19 protein-coding genes are annotated in these 21,399 nt (G+C 73.1%); 13 read left to right on the forward strand and 6 right to left on the reverse strand.

The window, feature by feature from the left end:
• Nucleotides 1-111 precede the first annotated feature (111 nt).
• Nucleotides 112-3,486, reverse strand: coding sequence for a pyruvate carboxylase (locus AC6I72_RS01600; RefSeq protein ID WP_498004556.1), 3,375 nt, complete (start codon nucleotides 3,484-3,486; stop codon nucleotides 112-114).
• A 261-nt stretch (nucleotides 3,487-3,747) separates the two neighbouring features.
• Between AC6I72_RS01600 and AC6I72_RS01605 the strand changes: the two genes are divergently transcribed.
• Nucleotides 3,748-4,542: a polysaccharide deacetylase family protein gene (locus AC6I72_RS01605; protein ID WP_497998862.1), complete on the forward strand. Its 795-nt coding sequence runs from the start codon at nucleotides 3,748-3,750 to the stop codon at nucleotides 4,540-4,542.
• Nucleotides 4,543-5,581: 1,039 nt separating this feature from the next.
• Here AC6I72_RS01605 and AC6I72_RS01610 read toward each other — a convergent pair.
• Nucleotides 5,582-6,037, reverse strand: a complete 456-nt coding sequence (locus AC6I72_RS01610) for a hypothetical protein (RefSeq protein ID WP_497998863.1) — start codon at nucleotides 6,035-6,037, stop codon at nucleotides 5,582-5,584.
• Between the two features lie 162 nt (nucleotides 6,038-6,199).
• Here AC6I72_RS01610 and AC6I72_RS01615 point away from each other — a divergent pair, with 162 nt between their 5' ends.
• Together AC6I72_RS01615 and AC6I72_RS01620 are read left to right on the forward strand one after the other, a co-directional pair.
• Nucleotides 6,200-6,355: a DUF6131 family protein gene (locus AC6I72_RS01615; RefSeq protein ID WP_199811576.1), complete on the forward strand. Its 156-nt coding sequence runs from the start codon at nucleotides 6,200-6,202 to the stop codon at nucleotides 6,353-6,355.
• A gap of 160 nt (nucleotides 6,356-6,515) precedes the next feature.
• A complete protein-coding gene (locus AC6I72_RS01620) occupies nucleotides 6,516-6,995 on the forward strand; it encodes an ATP-binding protein (RefSeq protein ID WP_497998865.1) in 480 nt (159 codons plus the stop codon).
• Nucleotides 6,996-7,059: 64 nt separating this feature from the next.
• On the opposite strand, the gene AC6I72_RS01625 is transcribed toward AC6I72_RS01620, so the two are convergent.
• Complete coding sequence (locus AC6I72_RS01625; protein ID WP_497998867.1) at nucleotides 7,060-7,221, reverse strand: hypothetical protein; 162 nt, start codon at nucleotides 7,219-7,221, stop codon at nucleotides 7,060-7,062.
• 964 nt (nucleotides 7,222-8,185) lie between these two features.
• Here AC6I72_RS01625 and AC6I72_RS01630 point away from each other — a divergent pair.
• Entirely contained in the window at nucleotides 8,186-8,386 is a 201-nt protein-coding gene (locus AC6I72_RS01630) for an antitoxin (RefSeq protein WP_037855187.1), read from the forward strand.
• A gap of 60 nt (nucleotides 8,387-8,446) precedes the next feature.
• On the opposite strand, the gene AC6I72_RS01635 is transcribed toward AC6I72_RS01630, so the two are convergent.
• Both AC6I72_RS01635 and AC6I72_RS01640 read right to left on the reverse strand, forming a co-directional pair.
• Complete coding sequence (locus AC6I72_RS01635) at nucleotides 8,447-9,241, reverse strand: SAM-dependent methyltransferase (RefSeq protein ID WP_497998868.1); 795 nt, start codon at nucleotides 9,239-9,241, stop codon at nucleotides 8,447-8,449.
• Between the two features lie 113 nt (nucleotides 9,242-9,354).
• Complete coding sequence (locus AC6I72_RS01640; RefSeq protein WP_497998870.1) at nucleotides 9,355-10,482, reverse strand: enolase C-terminal domain-like protein; 1,128 nt, start codon at nucleotides 10,480-10,482, stop codon at nucleotides 9,355-9,357.
• A gap of 279 nt (nucleotides 10,483-10,761) precedes the next feature.
• Between AC6I72_RS01640 and AC6I72_RS01645 the strand changes: the two genes are divergently transcribed.
• From AC6I72_RS01645 to AC6I72_RS01665, 5 genes are all read left to right on the forward strand, one after another.
• Entirely contained in the window at nucleotides 10,762-11,571 is an 810-nt protein-coding gene (locus AC6I72_RS01645) for a sigma-70 family RNA polymerase sigma factor (protein ID WP_497998871.1), read from the forward strand.
• 371 nt (nucleotides 11,572-11,942) lie between these two features.
• A complete protein-coding gene (gene hpnR, locus AC6I72_RS01650; RefSeq protein ID WP_497998873.1) occupies nucleotides 11,943-13,466 on the forward strand; it encodes a hopanoid C-3 methylase HpnR in 1,524 nt (507 codons plus the stop codon).
• An 18-nt stretch (nucleotides 13,467-13,484) separates the two neighbouring features.
• Nucleotides 13,485-15,203 carry an aa3-type cytochrome oxidase subunit I gene (gene ctaD / locus AC6I72_RS01655; protein ID WP_497998874.1) on the forward strand — a complete coding sequence of 573 codons (1,719 nt, stop codon included), beginning with the start codon at nucleotides 13,485-13,487 and terminating at the stop codon, nucleotides 15,201-15,203.
• Complete coding sequence (gene ctaF / locus AC6I72_RS01660; RefSeq protein WP_497998875.1) at nucleotides 15,200-15,592, forward strand: aa3-type cytochrome oxidase subunit IV; 393 nt, start codon at nucleotides 15,200-15,202, stop codon at nucleotides 15,590-15,592. Before ctaD ends, ctaF begins: the two co-directional genes overlap by 4 nt.
• 134 nt (nucleotides 15,593-15,726) lie before the next feature.
• Nucleotides 15,727-16,203, forward strand: coding sequence for an SPW repeat protein (locus tag AC6I72_RS01665; protein WP_199811577.1), 477 nt, complete (start codon nucleotides 15,727-15,729; stop codon nucleotides 16,201-16,203).
• Between the two features lie 72 nt (nucleotides 16,204-16,275).
• Here the strand turns inward: AC6I72_RS01665 and qcrB are convergent, their stop codons facing one another.
• Nucleotides 16,276-17,913, reverse strand: coding sequence for a cytochrome bc1 complex cytochrome b subunit (gene qcrB, locus AC6I72_RS01670; protein ID WP_498004558.1), 1,638 nt, complete (start codon nucleotides 17,911-17,913; stop codon nucleotides 16,276-16,278).
• A gap of 259 nt (nucleotides 17,914-18,172) precedes the next feature.
• Here qcrB and AC6I72_RS01675 point away from each other — a divergent pair, with 259 nt between their 5' ends.
• The 4 genes from AC6I72_RS01675 (at nucleotide 18,173) to AC6I72_RS01690 (ending at nucleotide 21,383) form a co-directional block, all read left to right on the forward strand.
• Nucleotides 18,173-18,733: a hemerythrin domain-containing protein gene (locus tag AC6I72_RS01675; protein ID WP_497998877.1), complete on the forward strand. Its 561-nt coding sequence runs from the start codon at nucleotides 18,173-18,175 to the stop codon at nucleotides 18,731-18,733.
• Between the two features lie 312 nt (nucleotides 18,734-19,045).
• Nucleotides 19,046-19,312, forward strand: coding sequence for a DUF3040 domain-containing protein (locus tag AC6I72_RS01680; protein ID WP_497998878.1), 267 nt, complete (start codon nucleotides 19,046-19,048; stop codon nucleotides 19,310-19,312).
• Nucleotides 19,313-19,375: 63 nt separating this feature from the next.
• Entirely contained in the window at nucleotides 19,376-20,176 is an 801-nt protein-coding gene (locus AC6I72_RS01685) for a ribonuclease BN (RefSeq protein WP_497998880.1), read from the forward strand.
• A gap of 280 nt (nucleotides 20,177-20,456) precedes the next feature.
• Entirely contained in the window at nucleotides 20,457-21,383 is a 927-nt protein-coding gene (locus AC6I72_RS01690) for a DMT family transporter (RefSeq protein ID WP_497998881.1), read from the forward strand.
• Nucleotides 21,384-21,399 lie beyond the last annotated feature (16 nt).

Genomic DNA, 21,399 nt, shown 5'->3' on the forward strand with positions numbered 1-21,399 from the left:
CCGAAGGCCGGAGGACGAGGGACGGAGCACCGGTCCCCGGCCTTCGGCCACCGTCCCCCTCCGGCCCGCTCCCCGGTCCCCTTCGCGGGCCGGGGAGCGGCCCGAGCCGGGTCAGACGACCTCGATCAGCAGATCGCCGCCTTCCACCTGCTGGATGCGGTTGATGGCCAGCCGGCCCACCCGGCCGGCCTTCGGGGCCGTGATGGCCGCCTCCATCTTCATGGCCTCGATGGTCGCGACGGTCGCCCCGGCCGCCACCTCCTCGCCCTCGGCGACCGCCAGGGTCACCACACCGGCGAAGGGGGCCGCGACGTGGCCGGGGTCGGCCCGGTCCGCCTTCTCCGTGACCGGGACGTCGGAGGCGGCGGCGGTGTCCCGCACCTGGATGGGGCGCAGTTGGCCGTTGAGGGAGGACATCACGGTGCGCATGCCCCGTTCGTCGGCCTCGCCGACGGCCTGCAGCTCGATCAGCAGCCGTACCCCGGGTTCGAGGTCGACGGCGTACTCCTTCGCCGGACGCAGACCGTAGAAGAAGTCCTTGCTGTCGAGCACGCTGGTGTCGCCGTAGGCCTGGCGGTGCTGCTCGAAGTCGCGGGTCGGGCCGGGGAACAGCAGCCGGTTCAGGGTGGAGCGCCGGGACTTGTCCAGGCCCTCACGGTCCTCGGCGCTCAGCTCCGTGACGGGCCTGGCCTCGGCGCGGCCCTTGAGCGCCTTGGTGCGGAAGGGCTCCGGCCAGCCGCCGGGCGGGGTGCCCAGCTCGCCGCGGAGGAAGCCGATGACGGAGTCGGGGATGTCGAACCGGTCGGGGGTCTGCTCGAAGTCCTCCGGTGCGACGCCCGCGCCCACCAGGTGCAGGGCGAGGTCACCGACCACCTTGGAGGAAGGGGTGACCTTCACCAGGCGGCCCAGGATCCGGTCGGCGGCGGCGTACATCGCCTCGATGTCCTCGAAGCGGTCGCCGAGGCCGAGGGCCACCGCCTGGGTGCGCAGGTTGGAGAGCTGCCCGCCGGGGATCTCGTGGTGGTAGACCCGGCCGGTCGGCGAGGCCAGGCCCGCCTCGAAGGGGGCGTAGATCCTGCGGACGCTCTCCCAGTACGGCTCCAGGTCACCGACGGCCTTCAGGTCCAGGCCGGTGGAATGCTCGGAGTGGTCGGTGGCGGCGACGAGCGCCGACAGCGACGGCTGGGAGGTGGTGCCCGCCATCGAGGCGACCGCCCCGTCCACCGCGTCGGCGCCGGCCCCGACCGCGGCGAGGTAGGTGGCGAGCTGACCGCCCGCGGTGTCGTGGGTGTGCAGGTGGACCGGGAGGCCGAACTCGCGGCGCAGCGCCGAGACCAGTGTGGCCGCGGCGGGCGCCCGCAGCAGTCCGGCCATGTCCTTGACGGCCAGGACGTGCGCGCCCGCCTCGACGATCTGCTCGGCCAGGCGCAGGTAGTAGTCCAGGGTGTACAGGCGCTCGGCGGGGTCGGAGAGGTCGGCGGTGTAGCACAGGGCGACCTCGGCGACGGCCGTGCTCGTCCCGCGTACGGCGTCGATGGCCGGGCGCATCTGGCCCACGTCGTTGAGGGCGTCGAAGATGCGGAAGATGTCGACGCCGGTGGCCGCGGCCTCCTGCACGAAGGCGTCGGTCACCTCCGTCGGGTACGGCGTGTACCCGACGGTGTTCCGGCCGCGCAGCAGCATCTGCAGGCAGATGTTGGGCACCGCTTCGCGCAGGGCGGCCAGGCGCTCCCAGGGGTCCTCGGCGAGGAAGCGCAGTGCGACGTCGTAGGTGGCGCCGCCCCAGCACTCCAGGGAGAGCAGTCCGGGCAGGGTGCGGGCGACGACGGGGGCGACGGCCAGGAGGTCTTTGGTGCGCACCCGCGTGGCGAGCAGGGACTGGTGGGCGTCGCGGAAGGTGGTGTCGGTGACGCCGAGGAGGGGCGACTCGCGCAGGTGCCGGGCGAATCCCTCCGGGCCTAGTTCGACCAGCCGCTGCCGGGAGCCGGCGGGCGGCTCGCCGGCGGGCAGCGGCGGGAGTTTGGTGACCGGGTCGACGGTCTCGGGCCGCTCCCCGTGCGGCTTGTTGACGGTGACGTCGGCGAGGTAGGTGAGGAGCTTGGTGCCGCGGTCGGCGGAGGAGCGGGCGGTGAGCAGGTGCGGGCGCTGCTCGATGAACGACGTGGTGACCCGCCCGGCCTGGAAGTCGGGGTCGTCCAGGACGGCCTGCAGGAAGGGGATGTTGGTGGCGACGCCGCGGATGCGGAACTCGGCGACCGCGCGCCGGGCCCGGCCGACCGCGGCCTTGAAGTCCCTTCCGCGGCAGGTGAGTTTGACGAGCATGGAGTCGAAGTGGGCGCTGATCTCCGTACCCGCGTGGGTGGTTCCGCCGTCCAGGCGGATGCCCGAGCCGCCCGGTGAGCGGTAGGCGCTGATCCGTCCGGTGTCGGGGCGGAAGCCGTTGGCCGGGTCCTCGGTGGTGATCCGGCACTGCAGGGCCGCGCCGCGCAGCCGTACGGTGTCCTGGGACAGTCCGAGGTCGGCCAGGGTCTCGCCGGCGGCGATGCGCAGTTGCGCCTGGACCAGGTCGACGTCGGTGACCTCCTCGGTCACGGTGTGCTCGACCTGGATGCGCGGGTTCATCTCGATGAAGACGTGGTTGCCGTCGCGGTCGAGCAGGAACTCCACGGTGCCCGCGTTGCGGTAGCCGATCTCGCGGGCGAAGCGGACCGCGTCGGCGCAGATCCGCTCGCGCAGCGCCGGATCCAGGTTCGGCGCGGGGGCGAGTTCGATGACCTTCTGGTGGCGGCGCTGGAGCGAACAGTCACGCTCGAAGAGGTGGATGACCTCCCCCGTGCCGTCGGCGAGGATCTGCACCTCGATGTGGCGGGGTTCGACGACGGCCTTCTCCAGGAAGACGGTCGCGTCCCCGAACGCGGAGGCCGCCTCGCGGGAGGCGGCCTCGATGGACTCGCGCAGCGCGGCCGGGTCCTCGACCCGCCGCATCCCGCGTCCGCCGCCGCCCGCGACGGCCTTGACGAACACGGGGAAACCGACGTCCTCGGCGGCCCGGACCAGTTCGTCGACGTCGGTGGAGGGGGCGCAGGAGCCGAGCACCGGCACGCCGGCGGCGCGCGCGGCGGCCACCGCGCGGGCCTTGTTCCCGGTCAGTTCGAGGGTGCCGGCGTCCGGGCCGACGAAGGTGATCCCGGCCCGCTCGCAGGCCCGCGCCAGTTCCGGGTTCTCGGAGAGGAACCCGTAGCCCGGATAGACGGCGTCGGCATCGGCCCGGAGCGCCGCGGCGACGATCTCCTCGACGGAGAGGTAGGCCCGCACCGGGTGCCCGGGTTCACCGATCTCGTACGCCTCGTCCGCCTTCAGCCGGTGCAGCGAGTTGCGGTCCTCGTGGGGGAAGACGGCGACGGTGCGCGCGCCCAGCTCATATCCGGCGCGGAACGCGCGAATGGCGATCTCGCCGCGGTTGGCGACCAGTACCTTGCGGAACATCCTGGATCCCTTCGGCCTGCCGGTGACGAGGACCATGGTGTCGGTCACGTTCCCGGCACGCCATGTGAACCGGGCCACTCGTCGCGCTCACGGGTGTGCGGATGCGCCCGACGGGCCGTCAGGAGGCGTCTGCCGGCGCCGGACTGTCGCACGTCGTCCGCGGAATTGTCAGTGATCCGTAACAGCGGGATCCCGAGCGGCGGTTTCGTCGTCATCAGGAGTGCACGACAACACGGAAGACTGCGAGAAGCGGGGCGGGACATGGTGCGGCATGGCGGCGGACGGGGTTGGCACGGACGGGTCCTGGCAGCGGCGCTCGGGGTGACTGCGGTGGCCGCCGCGACCTCGGTGTGGACCGCGCAGGCCGATCCCTCCGGAGGGGGCAAGGCACACGGGGACGCGGCGGCGAGCGCGTCCGCGGCGGGAGCCGGCGCGCAGGGCTCCGCCGCGAAGGTGGACGTGACCATCGCGCACTCCTCGGACAAGGGGGCCCGGGGCGTCAACATCACGATCGACGACGGGCCGGACCCCACCTGGACGCCGAAGGTGCTCGAGGTGCTGCGGGAGAACGGGGTGAAGGCCACGTTCTGCATGGTGGGCACGCAGGCCAAGGCGCACCCCGACATGGTGAAGGCGGTGCTGGCCGCCGGGCACCGGCTGTGCGACCACACGGTGTCCCACGACACCGCCATGGACCACAAGTCGCAGGCCTACCAGTCGCAGCAGATCCTCGACGCCGAGAAGATGATCACGGAGGCTTCCGGCGGCGTCCGGCCGATGTACTACCGGGCGCCGGGCGGGGCGTTCACCCCGTACAGCCGTCAGCTCGCCGCCTCCCGCGGGATGCGGCCGCTGGGCTGGAACGTGGACACCAAGGACTTCGAGCGGCCCGGCACCGCGGCCATCGTCGCCACCGTCAAGCGGGAGATCCACAACGGGCCGACCGTCCTCTTCCACGACGCGGGCGGCGACCGCACCCAGACCGTGGACGCCCTGCGCGAGATCCTGCCCTGGCTGAAGCAGCAGGGCTACTCCTTCGGCTTCCCGGTGCGCTGAACCCACCCGCCCGGCCGGCGCCCCCGGATCGGGGCCGCCCAGACGGCCGGGACCGTCCAGGCAGTCGGGCCCGTCCCATCCGCTCGGGGCTCACAGCCCATCGGGCACGTCCCGTCTGCCGGGCGCGCCCAGACCGCCGAGGCGCCCAGACCCGGGCGCGCCCGGATCACTGAGCGCACGTCGGTCCGCTGAGCCGCCCAGACCACGGACGCACTCATTCCGCCGGGTGCGTCCAGGCCGCCGGGTACGTCCAGATGGGGGGGCGCGCCCAGATCGCCAGGCGCTCCCCCGCCCGCCCGCCGGGCACCCAGACCGTCGGCGCGCCAAGACCCGGCGCGCCCAGACCCGGGCGTGCCTCAAGCGTTGCGCGCACCTCCGTCCGCCGACGTGCTCGACCTGCCGGGTGGCTCGGGTCACCGGGCGCCTTGAACCACCGGGCGTGCGCCCGACCGGACCGCCCGCCGCCAGAAGTGTGCCTGGGGCGGGTGGACCGCCCGGCCGCCGGCACTGTGCCCCGACAAGGCGGGCCCCACCGCCGGTTGAGGGCGGCCGGCCGCCGACCGTCAGTGGAGGGCCCGCCGCAGGTGAGGCCGGCCGCCGGGTGAGGCCCGGTCAGCTGCGCCCGCACCGAGGGGCGCTGCGGCCGGACGACGGGCGCCACGGCGCCACCTGCCCCGCGGCCGAGCGGACGCACCGGAACACACACCAGCGCGCGCTGGCGCGGGCCCGGCGCACCGAGCCGCCGACACAGCCGACCGAACATGCCCGGGTCGGGTCCCAGCCGGCCGAACAAGCGCGGGTCGGGTCCCGGCGCGCCCCAGCCGCCGGCTCCGCCGGCCGAACATGCGCGGTCCCGGCGCGCCCCGGCCGCCGACGCAGCCGACCGAGCAGCTACGGGTCCCGGGACAGCCCCGGGTCGGCGTGGCGGCCCGGCCCCCGGGCGGGCCGGGCCCAGCCCACCCGCGGTCGTCCCGGCCCGGTGCGGCGCCCCGCCCCCCTCCGAACGGCGCCGGCGACCGCACCCCTCGCGACCAGCGGCTCACCCCGCGTGGACGCCGGCCACGCCGTCGCGGCCGGCCGCCATGCCGCCCCGTCCGGCCGCCGTGGCACCCCCGTCCGCCGCCCCGACGTCCCGGCTCGCGGCCAGGGCCGCCGCCGTGAGGGCGGCCCAGCCCAGCGCGGTCACGACCGTGCCCGCCCGGCGTACGCGGCCGGTGACACCCGTCCCGAACAGCACGGCGTCCCCCAGGTCGGAGGCGATGCGCACGGCCGTCGCGGTGACCAGGGCCGGGCCGCGGGGGGCGAGCAGCATGGCCAGTCCGCTCGCGGCGTCGCGCCACGCCAGCGGGCGCAGGGCCATGGCCGTGTGCGGCCGGGTGGTCCCGTCCGGGTCGACCAGACCCACCGGACGGGCCAGCCAGTTCGGCCGGTACGCCGCCACGGCTCCGTACACGGCCGTCGCCGCCCCGACCGAACGCAGCAGTCCTGTACGCACCGACGCACCTCCACTGGAAGGAAACCCTGGATGAGAGAGAGGACCGTGAAGATCCCCTCATGACCGACTGACACCAGTTGGTCAGTTTTCCGTATGTACATACCCACTTGCCGCTTTTTGGGTGCACAGTGGAGGAAGTACTACCCCCTTCAGGAGGCGGCCATGATCCTCCTCGGCGTCATTCTGCTCATCGTCGGTTTCGTCACCGGCATCTCGATCCTGTGGACCATCGGCATCATCCTGGCCGTCATCGGCGCGGTGCTGTGGGTGCTGGGCTCCATGGGGCACGCGGTGGCCGGTCACCGCCACTACTGGTGACCGACCCGGAGGTCGCCCCACCGTCACCGCCCTTCCGGCACACGCACACGACACCCCGTCCCGCACCGGTTCGCCGAACGAACCTGCCTATTCCGTGCGGGGCGGGGTAACCGGAGAAACGGAAGAGCAGTAACACAATGTGACAGTTTGAGGCAACCGTATGGCCATCCCGCTTAGGCAGAAGGCGTCGGATGAGCCGGACCGGGACAGGAACACGCCCGCCGTGCTGCGCTGGGACGCCCACTGGGACAGCGGGGCGATCACCGCCGCGGAGGCACGGGCAGCCGTAGGCAGGTTCCTGGACCGAGTCCGTGTCACCGGCCGCACTCACGTCCCCGACCGCGTGGCACAGGACGCGCAACTGGTGGTCAGCGAGCTGATCACCAACGCAGTACGGCACGCCCCCGGTCCCTGCGGGCTGCGCCTGGAAGCGCTGCCGGAGAGCGGACTGGTCCGGATCAGCGTGTGGGACACCTCGCCCCAGCCGCCCCGGCCCCGCCCCCGCGACGGGCGCCGCGTGGGCGGGCACGGGCTGGAGATCGTCGGCGCGCTGAGCGGCAGCCTGACCGTCACCGACCGTGACACCGGCAAGGAGATCACCGCCCAGCTGCGGCTGCCCACGCCTTCGACGGGCGGGTAGCCGCGCCCCCTTCCACCCGGCTCCGCCCCTTGTCGTGGATCTTGACTGCGGCACCGCCGCGGCTTCAGCGTTCCCGCGGTTTCGGCGGGGCCGAGATCGCCGCCGTCCACCACAGCATCAGCGACAAGTCCGTCCTGGACACCGCCCGCCACGGCTGGGGCAGCCGGCCCTGGCGCGACGGCGTGGAGGCGTCGCTGCGCCGGGCCGCGCGGCGCGGGCTGACCATCGACCTCACCCTGGGCCCGAGCCGGCCCACCGCCGTCCCCGGGGTCCGGCCCGACGACGCCCGACGACGAGGCCGCCGCCACGGAACTGGCCCACGGACGCGCCGACCTCGCCGCCGGAGCGACCTTCGACGGCCCGGTCCCGGCGAACGGTCCGCGCGCCTGCGCCCTCCGTCACCGGGAGCGGCTCCTCGCCGTGCAGGCGGCCCGGGTCGACCCGGCCGACTCCACCCGCAAGGAGACGGGTCTGGACGCCGGCTCCGTGACCGACCTGACCCCTCTGGTCAGCGACGGCACCCTCACCTGGACGGCGCCCGCCGACGGCGACCGGGTGATGCTCTCGTACTGGCAGCGCGGCTCCGGCGGGCAGCCTGAGCCGGGACCGCACTCCTCCACCGCAAGGCCCTGTTCCTCGAGGGCGACTTCTTCCACGGCTCCTCCCCCACGCTGGCCCTCGCGCATGCGCGCAAGCTGCTGGAGTTCGCCGAGGCGGGCCTGCCGACCGTGGTGCTCGGCGCCTTCGACCAGGCCCTGACACCGGGGGTGCCCGCGCCCGGGGAGACAGCCGCGCCGCGGGACGTGACGGCCCGGCTGTTCGCCCTGCCTCACGTACGGCGGGTCGCCGACAAGCCCCTCGTCGGCGACCCGCTCGCCGGTCCCGGGGTGCGGCCGGACGTACGCCACGCCGTGCCGTCCACGAGGTCGCCACGCCTCCGCCGAACCGGCTGCGGGTCGCCCGGCCCACCGTGTTCGGCGCCGCCGCCCGCCAGGCGTACGGGCTCCTCGGACCGGTGCGCCTGGTGCCCTACCGGCAGGAGCGGATGCGCTGACCGGCCCCTTCCGGCGCGGTTCCCCCGGCCCCCTTCGGGGGGCCTCGGCCGGCCCGCTCCACCGCTGCGCCTGCGGATGCGTCCCCCGGACGGGCGGGCCATGCTGGAAGGGAACCACGCCGTGAAGGAGTACGCGATGAGCATGATGGACAAGCTCAAGGGGCTGCTCAAGGGGCACGAGGAGCAGACCGGCAAGGGGATCGACAAGGGCGGTGACTACATCGACGAACGCACCCAGGGCAAGTACCGCGGCCAGGTGGACACGGCTCAGGACAGGCTCAGGGAGCAGCTCGGCGACCAGGACCGGGGCACCGGCACCGACCAGCCGCCGCGCTGACCCGGGCTCACCCTCTGAGGACGTTCATCACCGTTCGACGGCCGGGGCGGCGGCGCCCTGTCAGGGGACGCGGGCGACGCCGGCGTAGATGCCGCTGCCCTCCGGCCGCGGCGCCGGGGACTGCTTGAACCACTCGGTGGCCGTCACCAGGCCGGGCTCGACGAGTTCGAGGCCGTCGAAGAAGTGCGAGACCCCCGCGCGGGTGCGGAAGCCGAGGCGGATGCCGCCCTTGGCGTACTCGGCGGTGACCTGCTCCGCCAGCTCGGGATAGAGGTCCGAGGCGGCGTGCGACAGCACGAGGTAGCTGCCGGACGGGAGGGCGGCGCGCAGCTCGTGGACGATGCCGTGGGCCACCTCGTCGTCGGGGACGAAGTGCATCAGCGCGATCAGCGAGAGGACGACGGGGCGCTCGAAGTCCAGTATCTCGCGGGCGTGTTCGAGGATCTGAGCCGGGCGGCGCACATCGGCCTCGATGTAGTCGGTGACCCCCTCGGGGTGACTGACCAGCAGCGCCTCGGCGTGCCGCAGCACGATCGGATCGTTGTCGGTGTACACGATCTTGGCGGTCGGGACGGCGCGCTGCACGATCTGGTGCAGGTTCGGCTCCGTCGGGATGCCCGTGCCGACGTCGAGGAACTGGTCCAGGCCGCGCGAGGCGAGCCAGGCCGCGGCGCGGTTCATGAAGGCGCGGTTCTGCCGGGCGGCGTCGTGGGCCTCGGGAGGCAGTTTGCGGCCGACGGCCTCGTCGACGGGGTAGTTGTCCTTGCCGCCGAGCAGCCAGTCGTACACCCGGGCCGGGTGGGCCTTGCTGGTGTCTATCTGCGGGGACGGCAGGTCGGGGCTTCCGGTCGCCATGGCGGACTCCGTCGTGCGAGTGGATCGGGCGGGCTGTCGATCACCGCAGTCTCGCACACTGTTTCCCCTGCCCGTAAGCGAGTTGGCGGCGCCCCGGCAGGCCGGGGCGGCGGTCAGGCTGCGGCCGGCCGCGTCCCGTACACCCGGTGCGGTTCGGCGTCGGCCCACTTGACGTCCAGGCCGAGGCCGGGCCTGGACGTGTCGGGCCGCAGGGCACCGCCGTCGGGTGAGAGGGTGCCCTCGAACACCAGGTGCTCGAAGCGGACATGGTCGTGGAAGTACTCCAGGTGCCGAAGCCGCCGCACGGCGCAGAAGGCGTGGGCGGAGACGGCGGGGGCGCAGTGCGCGGAGAGGTCGAGGTGCCGGGCCGCGGCGAGTCCGCCGACCTCCAGGACCGCGGTGATGCCGCCGCAGCGGGTGACGTCCGCCTGGAGGCAGTCCACCGCGCCCCCCTCGACGAGGTTGACGAAGTCGCGGCTGGTGTACGCGTACTCCCCCGCCGTGATCTCCAGCCGTGCCGGACCGTGCTCCCGCAGGCTCCGCAGCCCCTCGATGTCCGCGGAGCTGACCGGCTCCTCGAACCACCGTACGTCCCACTCGTCGTGGAACCGGCGGGCCCAGTACAGGGCCTCCTTGCGGCCCAGCGCGCCGTTGGCGTCGGTGAACAGTTCGGGGTCCTCCCCGATCGCCCGGCGCACCGCGGCCAGCCGCCGCGGGTCGCTCTCGGGGTCGCGGGAGGTCTTGAGCTTGACCCGGGGGATGCCCTGCTCGACCCAGCCGGCGAGCTGGTCGGCCAGGCGCTGCGGGGGGTAGTTGGTGAAGCCGCCGCTGCCGTAGACCGGGACCCGGTCGTGGTAGGCGGGCAGGAGATGGACCAGGGGCAGGTCCAGCAGCCGGGCCTTGAGGTCCCACAGGGCGATGTCGGCGGCGGAGACCGCCATGGCGCCCACCCCGGGACGGCCCGCGTTGCGGATCCGCCGGCCCATCAGCTCCCGCAGCGCCGGCGGCGAGGTGGCGTCCCGGCCCGTCAGCAGCGGGGCGAGGGTGCCGGACAGGAAGGCGGCGGCCGACACGTCCCCGTAGGTGTAGCCGAGGCCGGTCCGGCCGCCCGCGTGCACCCGGACGAGCACCATGGTGGTGGAGTCCCACTCCAGGGTGCCGTCCTGTTCCGTGCCGCCGGGCCCGTCGGTGGGCAGTTCGAAGGCGTGGACGTCGACGGCGTCGATCCGCGCGCACTCCATGGCTGACTCCTTCGACGACGGCACTGCCGTCCTGCGTGTGACCCGGGAGCCGGGTGCGTAAACGGCACGGCGGTGCCGGTCACCTCGGTGGCCCCGGGGGACGCGGCGGAACGGGCCGGCCGACACACCGGTGGATCACCCCTGGGGCGGAACGTGCGCGGCAGGCGGGGGAAGTCCTGCATGGACGACTCGCGCAGCGGGTCCGAATGAAGCACTCGTGCGCCTGCCCCGGCCCGTCCTGGACGCCGGGCGCAGCCGTCCACCGATGGGAAACCTGCCGTGCAGACCTCCACCAGCGTCCCGGGACGCGGTGCCCGCCGCACCCTGCCCTCCCGGCACTCCGGCACGTCCGAGGACCAGGAACTGGTGTACCGGATGGCCTCCTGCCCGCCCGGACCGCAGCGTGCGGCGCTGCGTGAGCAGGCCATCCGCGCGTTCCTGCCGATGGCGCGCAGGATCGCGCGCCGGCACAGCACGCACGCCGAGGGCGAGGAGGACCTCTACCAGGTCGCCTGCATGGGGCTGGTCAAGGCGGTGGACCGGTTCGACCCCCGGCGGGGGCACGCCTTCCTGGCGTACGCGGTGCCGACCGTGGACGGCGAGGTGCGGCGCCATCTGCGCGACTGCGCGTGGGACCTGCGGGTCCCCCGGGCCCTGCAGGACAAGCACCGGCGGTTGCGGGCGGCCCAGGAGACGCTGCGCCGTTCGGGGCACGGCGACGGCGGCAGCGCGGCGGAGCTGGCGCGGGCGACCGGGATGGCCGGGGAGGACGTCCGGCTGGCGCTCCAGGTGGAGGGCGCCCGGCGTCCGGCGTCGCTGGACGAGGAGCGCGGGTTCGGCCGCGCCGGGCCGCTGGCCGAGACGCTCGGCGCCGAGGATCCCGCGCTGGACCGGGTCACCGACCGGGTGGCGCTGCGGGCCGTGCTGCGCGCCCTGCCGCCCCGGGAACGCAGGGTGCTGTGCCTGTACTTCCTGGAGTCGCTGACGCAGCAGCAGGTGGCCCAGGCGGTGGGCCTGTCCCAGATGCACGTGTCCCGGCTGATCTCCCAGAGCTGCGCGCGGCTGCGGGACCGTCTGGCGGAGCGGTGAGTCCCGGCCCCGGCACGGTCGGGCCCACGCCCGCACAGGCCAGGCCCGGCACCGGCGCTCTCGGGCCCACGCCCGCAAGGGTCAGGCCCGGTACCGGCTCCCTCGGGCGCACGCCCGACGAGATGAGGCGCGACGTCGGCACTCTGGGGCCCAAGCCCGCGCGGGCCAGGCCCGGCGCCGGGTCCCTCGGGCGCACGCCCGGACAGGTGAGGCCCGGTGTCGGCTCCCTCGGGCGGCCCGGGCCGGTCAGGTGCGGCGCCGGGGCGCGGGCGCCCGCCCGCACGGGCCGCTGCGCCACACGGCTGACGCCTGTTTACGCCCACCGGCGGGCGGTCACTCCCCCGCTCCCGCCGCGGAACCCGAGGTGATCCATGCGTGTGCTGCTCGTCCATCCCAGTGCCTTGATGTACTCGGAGATCTTCCTCCGGCTGGAGCCGCTCGGTCTGGAGCGGGTGGCCGCCGCGGCCCGTGAGGCCGGGCACGAGGTGCGGGTGGTCGACCTCCAGGTGCTGCGCCACCGGGACCTGCGCCGCGTGGTGCTCTCCTTCCGGCCGCAGGCGGTCGGTTTCGGGCTGAACTACCTGGCGAACATCCCGGAGGCCATCGGCCTGGCGGGCGCCGTCAAGCAGGTGCTGCCGCAGTGTTTCGTCTTCTTCGGCGGGCACAGCGTCTCCTTCGTCGCCGACGACGTGCTGCGCCAGGCGGGCGGCGCCGTCGACGCCGTCGTGCGGGGCGAGGGGGAGCCGGCGATGGCGCCGCTGCTGCGGGCGGTGCGCGACGGTGGCCTGCAGGAGGTCCCCGGCATCGTCACCACCGCGGGGCACGGCCCGGCGCCGCTCATGATGCACGGCATCGACGAACCGCGCCCGGCCCGGGACCTGATGCGCCACCGCCGCCGCTACTTCATCGGCGAGCTGGACCCCTGCGCCTCGATCGAGTTCACCCGCGGCTGCCCGTGGGACTGCTCCTTCTGCTCCGCGTGGACCTTCTACGGCCGCAGTTACCGCAAGGCGAGCCCGCGCGCCGCCGCGGACGAACTGGCCTCCATCGCCGAGCCGAACGTGTTCATCGTCGACGACGTCGCCTTCATCCGGCCCGAGCACGGCGACGCCATCGCCGCCGAGCTGGAACGCCGCCGGGTCCGCAAGCAGTACTACCTGGAGACCCGCGCCGACGTGCTGCTGCGCAACACCGAGGTGTTCGAGCGCTGGACGCGGCTCGGCCTGCGGTACATGTTCCTGGGCATGGAGGCCCTCGACGCCGAGGGCCTGGACCTGTTCCGCAAGCGGGTCGACCCCGACGACAACTTCCGGGCGCTGGAGACCGCGCGGCGGCTCGGCATCAACGTGGCCATCAACCTCATCGTCGACCCGGCCTGGGACGAGGAGCGTTTCCGTCTGGTGCGCGAGTTCGCCCTGTCCGTCCCGGAGATCGTGCACCTGACGGTGATGACCCCCTATCCGGGCACGGAGATCTGGCACACGGAGGCCCGGCGGCTCACCACCCGGGACTACCGCCTGTTCGACATCCAGCACGCCGTGGTCCCCACCACCCTGCCGCTGCCCCGCTTCTACGAGGAGCTGGTGCGCACCCAGTCCGTCATCAACCGCAAGCACCTGGGGCTGCGCACCGCGTTCGGCGCGGCCCGGGTCCTGGCCGGCCGGCTGGCGCACGGCCAGACCAACTTCGCCCGGATGCTGTGGAAGTTCAACCGCGTGTACAACCCGCAGCGCCAGCTCGCCGACCACCGCCGCAGCGTCCGCTACCGGTTGCCGCTCCCGCCCGGGGTCCCGGTCGGCGACCGGCGGGAGCTGTACATCCACACCAAGCCGGTGCCGCGTTCGGGGCCGGGGACCGCCCGTCCCCTGGACGGCCCGGCCGACCGGACCCCGTGAGGCGCGTGGAGGACGTTCATGTCACAGACACATCCCGGCGTGGGAGCGTCGCGCAGGAGCCCGCGTCCGGCCCGGCCCAGCACCGGTGAACGGATCCGGGACTACCTGACCACGACCGACCACAAGAAGATCGGCAACCTGTACCTGGTCACCGCGTTCGGCTTCTTCCTGGCCGCGGGCATCATGGCGATGCTGATGCGGGCCGAGCTGGCGCGCCCGGGCCTGCAGTTCCTGGACGAGAACCAGTACAACCAGCTGTTCACCATGCACGGCACGATCATGATGCTGCTGTTCGCCACCCCCACGTTCGCCGGGTTCTCCAACGCGATCATGCCGCTGCAGATCGGTGCCCCCGATGTCGCCTTCCCCCGGCTCAACGCGCTGACCTACTGGTTCTTCCTGTTCGGCGGGCTCACGGTGCTGTCCGGTTTCCTGGTCGACGAGGGCGCGGCGCCGTTCGGCTGGTTCGCCTACGCGCCGCTCAACAGCGCCGAGCACAGTCCGGGGCACGGCGGTGACCTGTGGGCCCTGGGCCTGGCGATCGCCGGTCTGAGCACCACGCTCGGCGCCGTCAACTTCATCGCCACGATCCTGTGCCTGCGGGCGCCGGGCATGACGATGTTCCGGATGCCGATCTTCACCTGGAACGTGCTGTTCACCTCGATCCTGGCGCTGCTGGCCTTCCCGGTGTTCACGGCGCTGCTGCTGGCGCTGGAGGCCGACCGCAAGTTCGGCGCGCACATCTACGATCCCGCCAACGGCGGCTCCCTGCTGTGGCAGCACCTGTTCTGGTTCTTCGGCCACCCGGAGGTCTACATCGTGGCGCTGCCGTTCTTCGGCGTGGTCACGGAGATCATCCCGGTCTTCAGCCGCAAACCGGTCTTCGGCTACGTCGGCATGGTGGGGGCGACGATCGCGATCACCATGCTGTCGGCCACGGTGTGGGCCCACCACATGTTCGCCACCGGCGGGGTGCTGCTGCCGTTCTTCTCCCTGCTGTCGTTCCTGATCGCCATTCCCACGGGGGTGAAGTTCTTCAACTGGATCGGCACCATGTGGAAGGGCAGTCTCTCCTTCGAGACGCCGATACTGTGGTCGATGGGGTTCATGGTCACCTTCCTGCTCGGCGGGCTCAGCGGCGTCCTGATCGCCTCCCCGCCGCTGGACTTCCACCTCACCGACAGCTACTTCATCGTGGCCCACCTGCACTACGTGCTCTTCGGGACGATCGTCTTCGCGACGTTCGGCGGCCTCTACTTCTGGTGGCCCAAGATCACGGGAACGCTGCTGGACGAGCGGCTCGGCAGGATCCACTTCTGGACGCTGTTCGTCGGCTTCCAGACGACCTTCCTCGTCCAGCACTGGCTCGGCGAGATGGGCATGCCCCGGCGCTACGCCGACTACCTCGCGGCCGACGGGTTCACGGCCCTGAACACCGTGTCCTCGATCGGCGCCTTCCTGATCGGCCTGTCCACCCTGCCGTTCCTGTACAACGTGTGGAGGACGAGCCGGGACGGGACGAGGGTGGAGGTGGACGACCCGTGGGGGTTCGGCCGCTCGCTGGAGTGGGCGACGTCCTGTCCCCCGCCCCGGCACAACTTCACCGCGCTGCCCCGCATCCGGTCCGACTCCCCCGCCTTCGACCTGCACCATCCGGACATGCTGCGGGAGTTGCCGGCGTCCGGGCACGGAACCGTGGAGCCCACACCCGACACCCTGGGGACGCAGAGCGAATGAAATCCGAGACCTACCTCTTCGCCGGCGTGGCCGTGTTCTTCCTGCTCACCGACGTGGCCTACATCTGGTTCGCGCGGGAGCCCGCGGGCATCGCCGCCCTGACGGTGTCCTGCTTCATGGCGTCCGTGATCGCCTTCTTCTGCCTCGTCAACCACCGGCGCAAGGGCGAACGCCCCGAGGACCGGCCGACGGGTGAGATCCACGAGCGCAGCGGCCGGGTCGACTTCTTCCCGCCGCACAGCGGGCACCCGGTCGTCACCGCGGCGGCGGTCACCATCTGCGCCGTCGGCATCATCTACGGGTTCTGGCTCTTCATGATCGGCATCGGTGTCCTCGCCGTCGGGCTGATCGGCATGGTGCTCGCCTACGTGGGGCGTCAGGACGGCTGACCGCCCTGACCGGGGGTGAAGGTCCCGGCATCCTCCGCGGGCGAGAATTCTGGATAAAAGGTGCATAAGTCACTCCGACGGGGGAACCCTTGCATAAGGCAAAGGAACCCCCTTTTGGAGAGGAGACGACAGAAATGTCGTATCCACATCGCTCCAGTGACGTGGGCGCCCATCCGGAGATGATGGGCTCGCATCCCGAGATGGCGGAGATGCGGGAACGGCTCGAGCGCACCGCATCGAGCGCCCCGGCGATCGCCATAGAAGGCCTGGTCGTCCTGGCCGGCCTCTACGCCGCGATCTCACCGTGGGTCGTGCACTTCGCGATCCAGCCCGCCATCACCGTCAACAACCTGATCGTCGGCATCACCATCGGCGTGATCGGGCTCGGCCTGGCGCTGGCCCCGGAACGCATGTTCCGGCTGGCGTGGGCGCTCGTGCCGCTCGGCGTGTGGCTGTTCATCTCCCCGTGGGTGGTCACCCTCACACACGGCGCGCGGGCGGGCATCATCTGGAACAACTGCTGGGTCGGTGCGGTGACCGCCGCGCTGGGTCTGGCGGCCATGGGACTGACGATCGGCGTGGCCCGCCGGGGCCGTACCCACCAGCGTTGACACACCACCGACCCACCGCTGACACAAGGAAGCGCGCCGTGCCCGCACACCCCGTGCGGGCACGGCGCGCTGTCACTCGCGGGAGGATCCGGCGCCGCCCGCCACCGGATCGGCCGTACGCCCGCCGATCTGGAGGCGTTCCTCCGCCGTGGTCGGCATGTCCACGCGCTCGCCGTAGTACCAGGCGCTGAGCGAGGCCTGCAGGCGGTGGCGCAGCGGGGCTCCGGGCCCCGGGTGCTTCAGCGGCAGCGGGATCTCCCTGACCAGGAGCTTGTAGCGGTGCCGCGGGCCGATGCCCGCGTGGCTCTCCGACATGCCCCCGGGCAGGTCCTGGTACACCACGCCCGTCTCCTCCCCCTCCTGGAGCAGGTGCCGTTCGTGCCGTTGCAGCGCCAGGCAGACCCGTCTGGTGATCAGGTAGGCGAGGACGGGCGCCAGGAAGAACGCCACCCGGAAGATCCAGGTGAGGCCGTTGACGGAGGTCCTGAAGGTGACCGCGAGCACGTCGTTGCCCCCGGCCAGCAGCAGGACGGCGTACCAGACGACCGCGGCGACGCCCAGTCCGGTGCGCACGGGCCGGTCACGCGGACGGTCGCACAGGTGGTGCTCCACCAGGTCGGCGGTGATCCAGCGTTCGAAGAACGGATAGCTGTAGAGCACGAGGAACAGCAGGGCCGGAAGCACCACCGCGGGCAGCAGGACGTTCCACATGAAGGTGTGCCCGGCGACGTTCCACTCCACGCCGGGCATCAGCCGCAGCGCCCCCTCCAGGAACCCGACGTACCAGTCCGGCTGGGCGTCGGTGGACACCTGGTCGGGGATGTAGGGGCCGAAGTTCCAGATCGGGTTGATCTGGGCGATGCCCCCCATGACGGCGAGCACGCCGAAGACCATCAGCGACAGGCCGGCCGACTTGCCGATGAAGGACGGGAACATGGGCTGCCCGACCACGTTGCGGTTCGTCTTGCCCGGCTCCGACCACTGGGTGTGTTTCAGGTACACGACCATGAACAGGTGGAGGGTGATCAGGGCGATCAGCAGACCGGGCACGAACAGGACGTGCACGATGTACAGCCGCCTGATGATCGCCTGCCCCGGGAAGGGGCCGCCCCAGGCGAAGAACGCGAGGTAGGTGCCGACCACCGGGATCGACTGCACGATGGAGTTGGCGGTGCGCAGCCCCGTGCCGGACAGCAGGTCGTCGGGGAGGGAGTAGCCGCAGAACCCCTCCAGGAGGGACAGCAGGAACAGGGTCACGCCCACGAACCAGTTGATCTCCCGCGGTCTGCGGAAGGCGCCCGTGAAGAAGATCCTGAGCATGTGCACCCCGATGGCCGACACGAAGACCAGCGCGGCCCAGTGGTGCATCTGGCGCATCAGGAGCCCCCCGCGCACCCCGAAACTCAGGTCCAGGGTGGTCTCGTACGCCTTGGAGACCAGTACGCCCCGCAGCGGGGCGTACTGCCCGTGGTAGGGCACCTCGGCCAGGCTGGGATCGAAGAAGAGCGTCAGGAAGCTCCCCGTGAGCACCAGCACGGCGAAGCTGTACAGCGCGATCTCGCCCAGCAGGAAGCTCCAGTGGTCGGGGAAGGCCTTGCGCAGCACCTGCCCGGCCAGTTCCGAGACCGGTGCTCTGCGGTCCGCGACGACGTACGCCTGGAACGCGGCCTGCCGCGCCCTCGCCTGCACCCGTTCCCTGCGCCGCCGCATCAGCACGCCCGCATCACGCTCCTTACGCGTCGTCACGTGTCACGTGGGGTCTCCGGCGTCCGCCGGGCGGCCCCGGTGGCGCGGCGGGCCGGGGACGCCCGGCTGCCAGGTGCTTCAATCTTGGGTGTGCGGTCCGGACGCGTCGCGCAGGCGTGCCGGGAACACCCCCATTGCCACACGGCCGAGCCCGCGGGGCCGGTCGCCACGCACCGGTCCCGGCGGGGCGCCGCGCGGCCCGGCGGCTCAGCGAGGAGCAGGAGTGGACAGTCGCAGCGGCATCGTCGACGAGCTGACGCGGGACCACCAGCGGATCCAGGGCCTCTTCGACCGCATCCGGTCCGTCCGCCCGGACACCGGCGAGCGGCCGGCCCTGGTGGAGCAGGTCTGTGCGGCGCTGGTCCGCCACGCGGTCGTGGAGAAGGCCCATCTGTACCCGGCGGTGCGCCGGTACCTGCCGGACGGTGACCGGTGGGCGGAGCGCGAGCTGGCCGCGCACCAGGAGCTGGAGGAGCTGCTGGTGTCCCTGGAGGCCGCGGAGCCGGGCGGCGAGGAGTCCGGGCGGCTGCTGCTCGCGGTGGTCACCCTGGCGACGGAGCACATCGTCGGGGAGGAGCAGCTGCTCTTCCCCCGCCTGCAGGCCCTGTGCCCCGCCGAGGCGCTGCGGGACCTCGGGGACAAGGCCCGGGCCACCGCCGCGTCCGCCCCCACCCGCCCCCGCTCCACCACCCCGGACTCGGCCCCCCTGGTCAGGCTCACCGCCCAGGTGTGGGGCCCCTGGGACCGCCTCCGGGACCTGACGACCCGCCGCGGACGCCGATGAGACCCTCCGCCGGGCGGGCGACCGCGGGCCGGGCGCGGCCGGCGCCCGGCGGGCCGTGTGCGGGAGGGCCGTCGCGTGGACGCGGCCGTGGGACGACGCGCCGGCGGGGGCCCGGCGGCCCGAGGCGGAAGGACGTGGTCGATCCGCGCGTCGGTGGGCGCCGGGAGGGGTACTGCGGAGCTACGGACCGCAGCGCCCCTCCCCCAGGGGGGCCGGGTCGTCTCTTCGCGCTCCGCCCGGTGGGGGGCCGCGCGGTACGCCGGAGTTCACCGCCGTATCCCGCCGCAGTGCCGGATCCGAAGGAGTCCGTCCGTGAACGTCGATCGCGAACTCGCGCGGATAGAGAAACAGTTGGTGGCACAGGACCCGCTCCTGGCGTCGAAGCTCGAGACCTTCGAGCAGATCACCGCCCCGCGGCCGAGAGCCCCGGGCCGGCGGCACGTGTACCTGCTCGCCGCCGTCGTCATGACGCTGCTGGCCCTGACGACCGCGCTCGCCGCCGGCACGGCCGACGAACATCCCAGACCTCCGCAGGTGGTCCGGGAACAGGGGCCCGGTCAGCGGAGCGGTGACCGGTGAGGGCTCCGCCGGCCGGCCGCCCGCGCGTTGCGGCCGGGCGTGCGCGCGTGCAGAGTGGCGGTCGTGAAGCGCCACGTGCCGCGGGTCCGGCAGGCGGTGCTCGGCCTGGAGCACCGGCTCGGCGCCTACGCCCTGGTCCGGCGCGGCCGCGACCTCGAGCTGATGCACCGGGCCATGGGGTTCGCCACCCTCTCCCTCGTCACCCTGGCGCCCCTGCTCATCGTCGTGGCCGCCGCCGATCCGCTGGGCGAGGGCGGCTTCGCGTCGTGGCTGGTCGACGGCATGGGACTGTCCGGCCGCTCCGCCCGCGTGCTCACCGACATCATCACCCCGCCGGTGAAGGTGATCGGCACCACGAGCGTCTGGGGCGGCATCCTGCTCGCCGTGTTCGGCGTCTCCTTCGCGGGCAGTGTCCAGAACGGCTACGAACGGATCTGGGGCCTGCCTCCGGGGCCGTGGCACCGGGTGTGGCGGCAGGTCACCTGGCTGGGGGTGCTGACCGCGTACCTGTACCAGGAGGTGCTCAACGGGCACCAGTTCCACGGGCTGCCGCGGATCGCGGTGTCCGCGACCACGGGGGCGCTGTTCTTCTGGTGGGGCCAGCACTTCCTGCTGGGCGGCCAGCTCCGCTGGCGGACGCTGCTGCCGGGCGCCGTGGCCACCATGATCGGCCTGGGCGGTCTGCGCGTCTTCTCCTACCTGGTCTTCACCCCGCTCATCGTCGACAACGCGATCAGCTACGGAACCGTCGGCATCGTCCTCGTCGTGGAGTCATGGCTGACCGGGGTCGGTTTCGTCGTCTACGGCGGTGCGATGTTCGGCCGCTGGTTCTGCGAGCACCACTGGACGCGGCACCGGAAGTGAGACCCGCCGGGCCGCGGACACGTTTGGTGACGCGGGCGCCGGGATACTCCGTGTCCGCCCAGCCCGTCCGAACCGCGGGGTGCCCGCAGCCCGGCTGCGCCGCCCCGGGGTTCCCGTCGCAGCCGAGGTCGGTCGCCGTGTCCCACGCCCCTGCCCGGTCCCGCCCCCTCGCCGCGCCGTGCCCGTGCGGCGCCGCACGGGCCGGCCGCGCCGGTCCGCTCCGGTGCGCGCCCGGGCACCGCCCGGCCGACGGGCGGCCGACGGATCCGGGCGAGTGCCGGTGAGCGCTCTGACGATCGTGCTGGCCCTGTTCGCGGCGCTGTCCAACGCCTCGGCGTCGGTGCTGCAGCGGCGGGCCGCGACGGACGAGTCCGCGAGCGGTTCAGGGCTGCGGCAGGCGCTGCGCTGGCTCGTGCGGGTGCTGCGGCGGCCGTACTGGCTCGCCGGTGCCGGACTGCTGGCGCTGTCCACCGTGCTGCAGGCGGCGGCACTGGCCGTCGGCAGTCTGTCCCTGGTCCAGCCGCTGCTCGCCAGCGAACTGCTGTTCACGCTGGCCGTCGGCAGCGTCGTCTTCCGCCGCCCGCCCGACCGGCGGACCTGGCTGGCGTTCGCCGCGCTCGCCGTGGGGCTCTCCCTCTTCCTCGGCGCGGCCTCGCCCTCCGAGGGCCGGACCACCGCCGAGCCGCACCTGTGGCTCCTGGTGGGCGCGGTGGTGCTCGGCGTGGTGGCCGCCGTGGTGGCCGTCTCCCGGCTGGTCCGCGGTGCCGCGCGGGCCGCTCTGCTGGGGCTGGCGTCCGCGGTGTCGTTCGCCGCGACGGCGGCGCTGATCAAGGAGGTCATGGGGCGGCTCGGCCAGGGCGTGGGCGCCGTCCTGACGCAGTGGCCCCCGTACGCGGCCCTCGTGGTCGGCGCGCTCAGTTTCCTGCTGCTGCAGAGCGCGTTCCGCGCCGGGAGCCTGACCGCGTCCCAGCCCGCGCTGACCCTCGGTGACGCGCTGACCAGCGTGGCGCTGGGCTGGGTGCTGTTCCAGGAGTACATCGGGCTCGGGGTGCGGGTGGTGCCCGAGGCGATCGGGGTCGCCCTCATCGGGGCGGGCAGCGTGGGGCTGGCCCGCGCCACGGCCACCGACGGCGGCTGGGACACCACGCCGGACGAGCGGGACGGGTCCGGCCCCGACGCCCAGCGGTCCGCCTCCCAACGGTCCTGACCCGGCCGCCGCGGCA

The organism is Streptomyces sp. Xyl84 (assembly GCF_059731885.1).

Coding starts and splice junctions, on each gene's coding strand:
- AC6I72_RS01630 (WP_037855187.1), top strand. CDS start 8,186: ATGAGCATGATGGACAAGCTCAAGGGGCTGCTCAAGGGGCACGAGGAG.
- ctaD (WP_497998874.1), top strand. CDS start 13,485: ATGTCACAGACACATCCCGGCGTGGGAGCGTCGCGCAGGAGCCCGCGT.
- AC6I72_RS01625 (WP_497998867.1), bottom strand. CDS start 7,221: ATGGTCAGCCCGCGCCGCGCGGCCCGGCGCAGCGACGCCTCCACGCCG.
- AC6I72_RS01635 (WP_497998868.1), bottom strand. CDS start 9,241: ATGGCGACCGGAAGCCCCGACCTGCCGTCCCCGCAGATAGACACCAGC.
- AC6I72_RS01605 (WP_497998862.1), top strand. CDS start 3,748: ATGGTGCGGCATGGCGGCGGACGGGGTTGGCACGGACGGGTCCTGGCA.
- AC6I72_RS01600 (WP_498004556.1), bottom strand. CDS start 3,486: ATGTTCCGCAAGGTACTGGTCGCCAACCGCGGCGAGATCGCCATTCGC.
- AC6I72_RS01615 (WP_199811576.1), top strand. CDS start 6,200: ATGATCCTCCTCGGCGTCATTCTGCTCATCGTCGGTTTCGTCACCGGC.
- AC6I72_RS01640 (WP_497998870.1), bottom strand. CDS start 10,482: ATGGAGTGCGCGCGGATCGACGCCGTCGACGTCCACGCCTTCGAACTG.
- AC6I72_RS01620 (WP_497998865.1), top strand. CDS start 6,516: ATGGCCATCCCGCTTAGGCAGAAGGCGTCGGATGAGCCGGACCGGGAC.
- qcrB (WP_498004558.1), bottom strand. CDS start 17,913: ATGCGGCGGCGCAGGGAACGGGTGCAGGCGAGGGCGCGGCAGGCCGCG.
- AC6I72_RS01665 (WP_199811577.1), top strand. CDS start 15,727: ATGTCGTATCCACATCGCTCCAGTGACGTGGGCGCCCATCCGGAGATG.
- hpnR (WP_497998873.1), top strand. CDS start 11,943: ATGCGTGTGCTGCTCGTCCATCCCAGTGCCTTGATGTACTCGGAGATC.
- ctaF (WP_497998875.1), top strand. CDS start 15,200: ATGAAATCCGAGACCTACCTCTTCGCCGGCGTGGCCGTGTTCTTCCTG.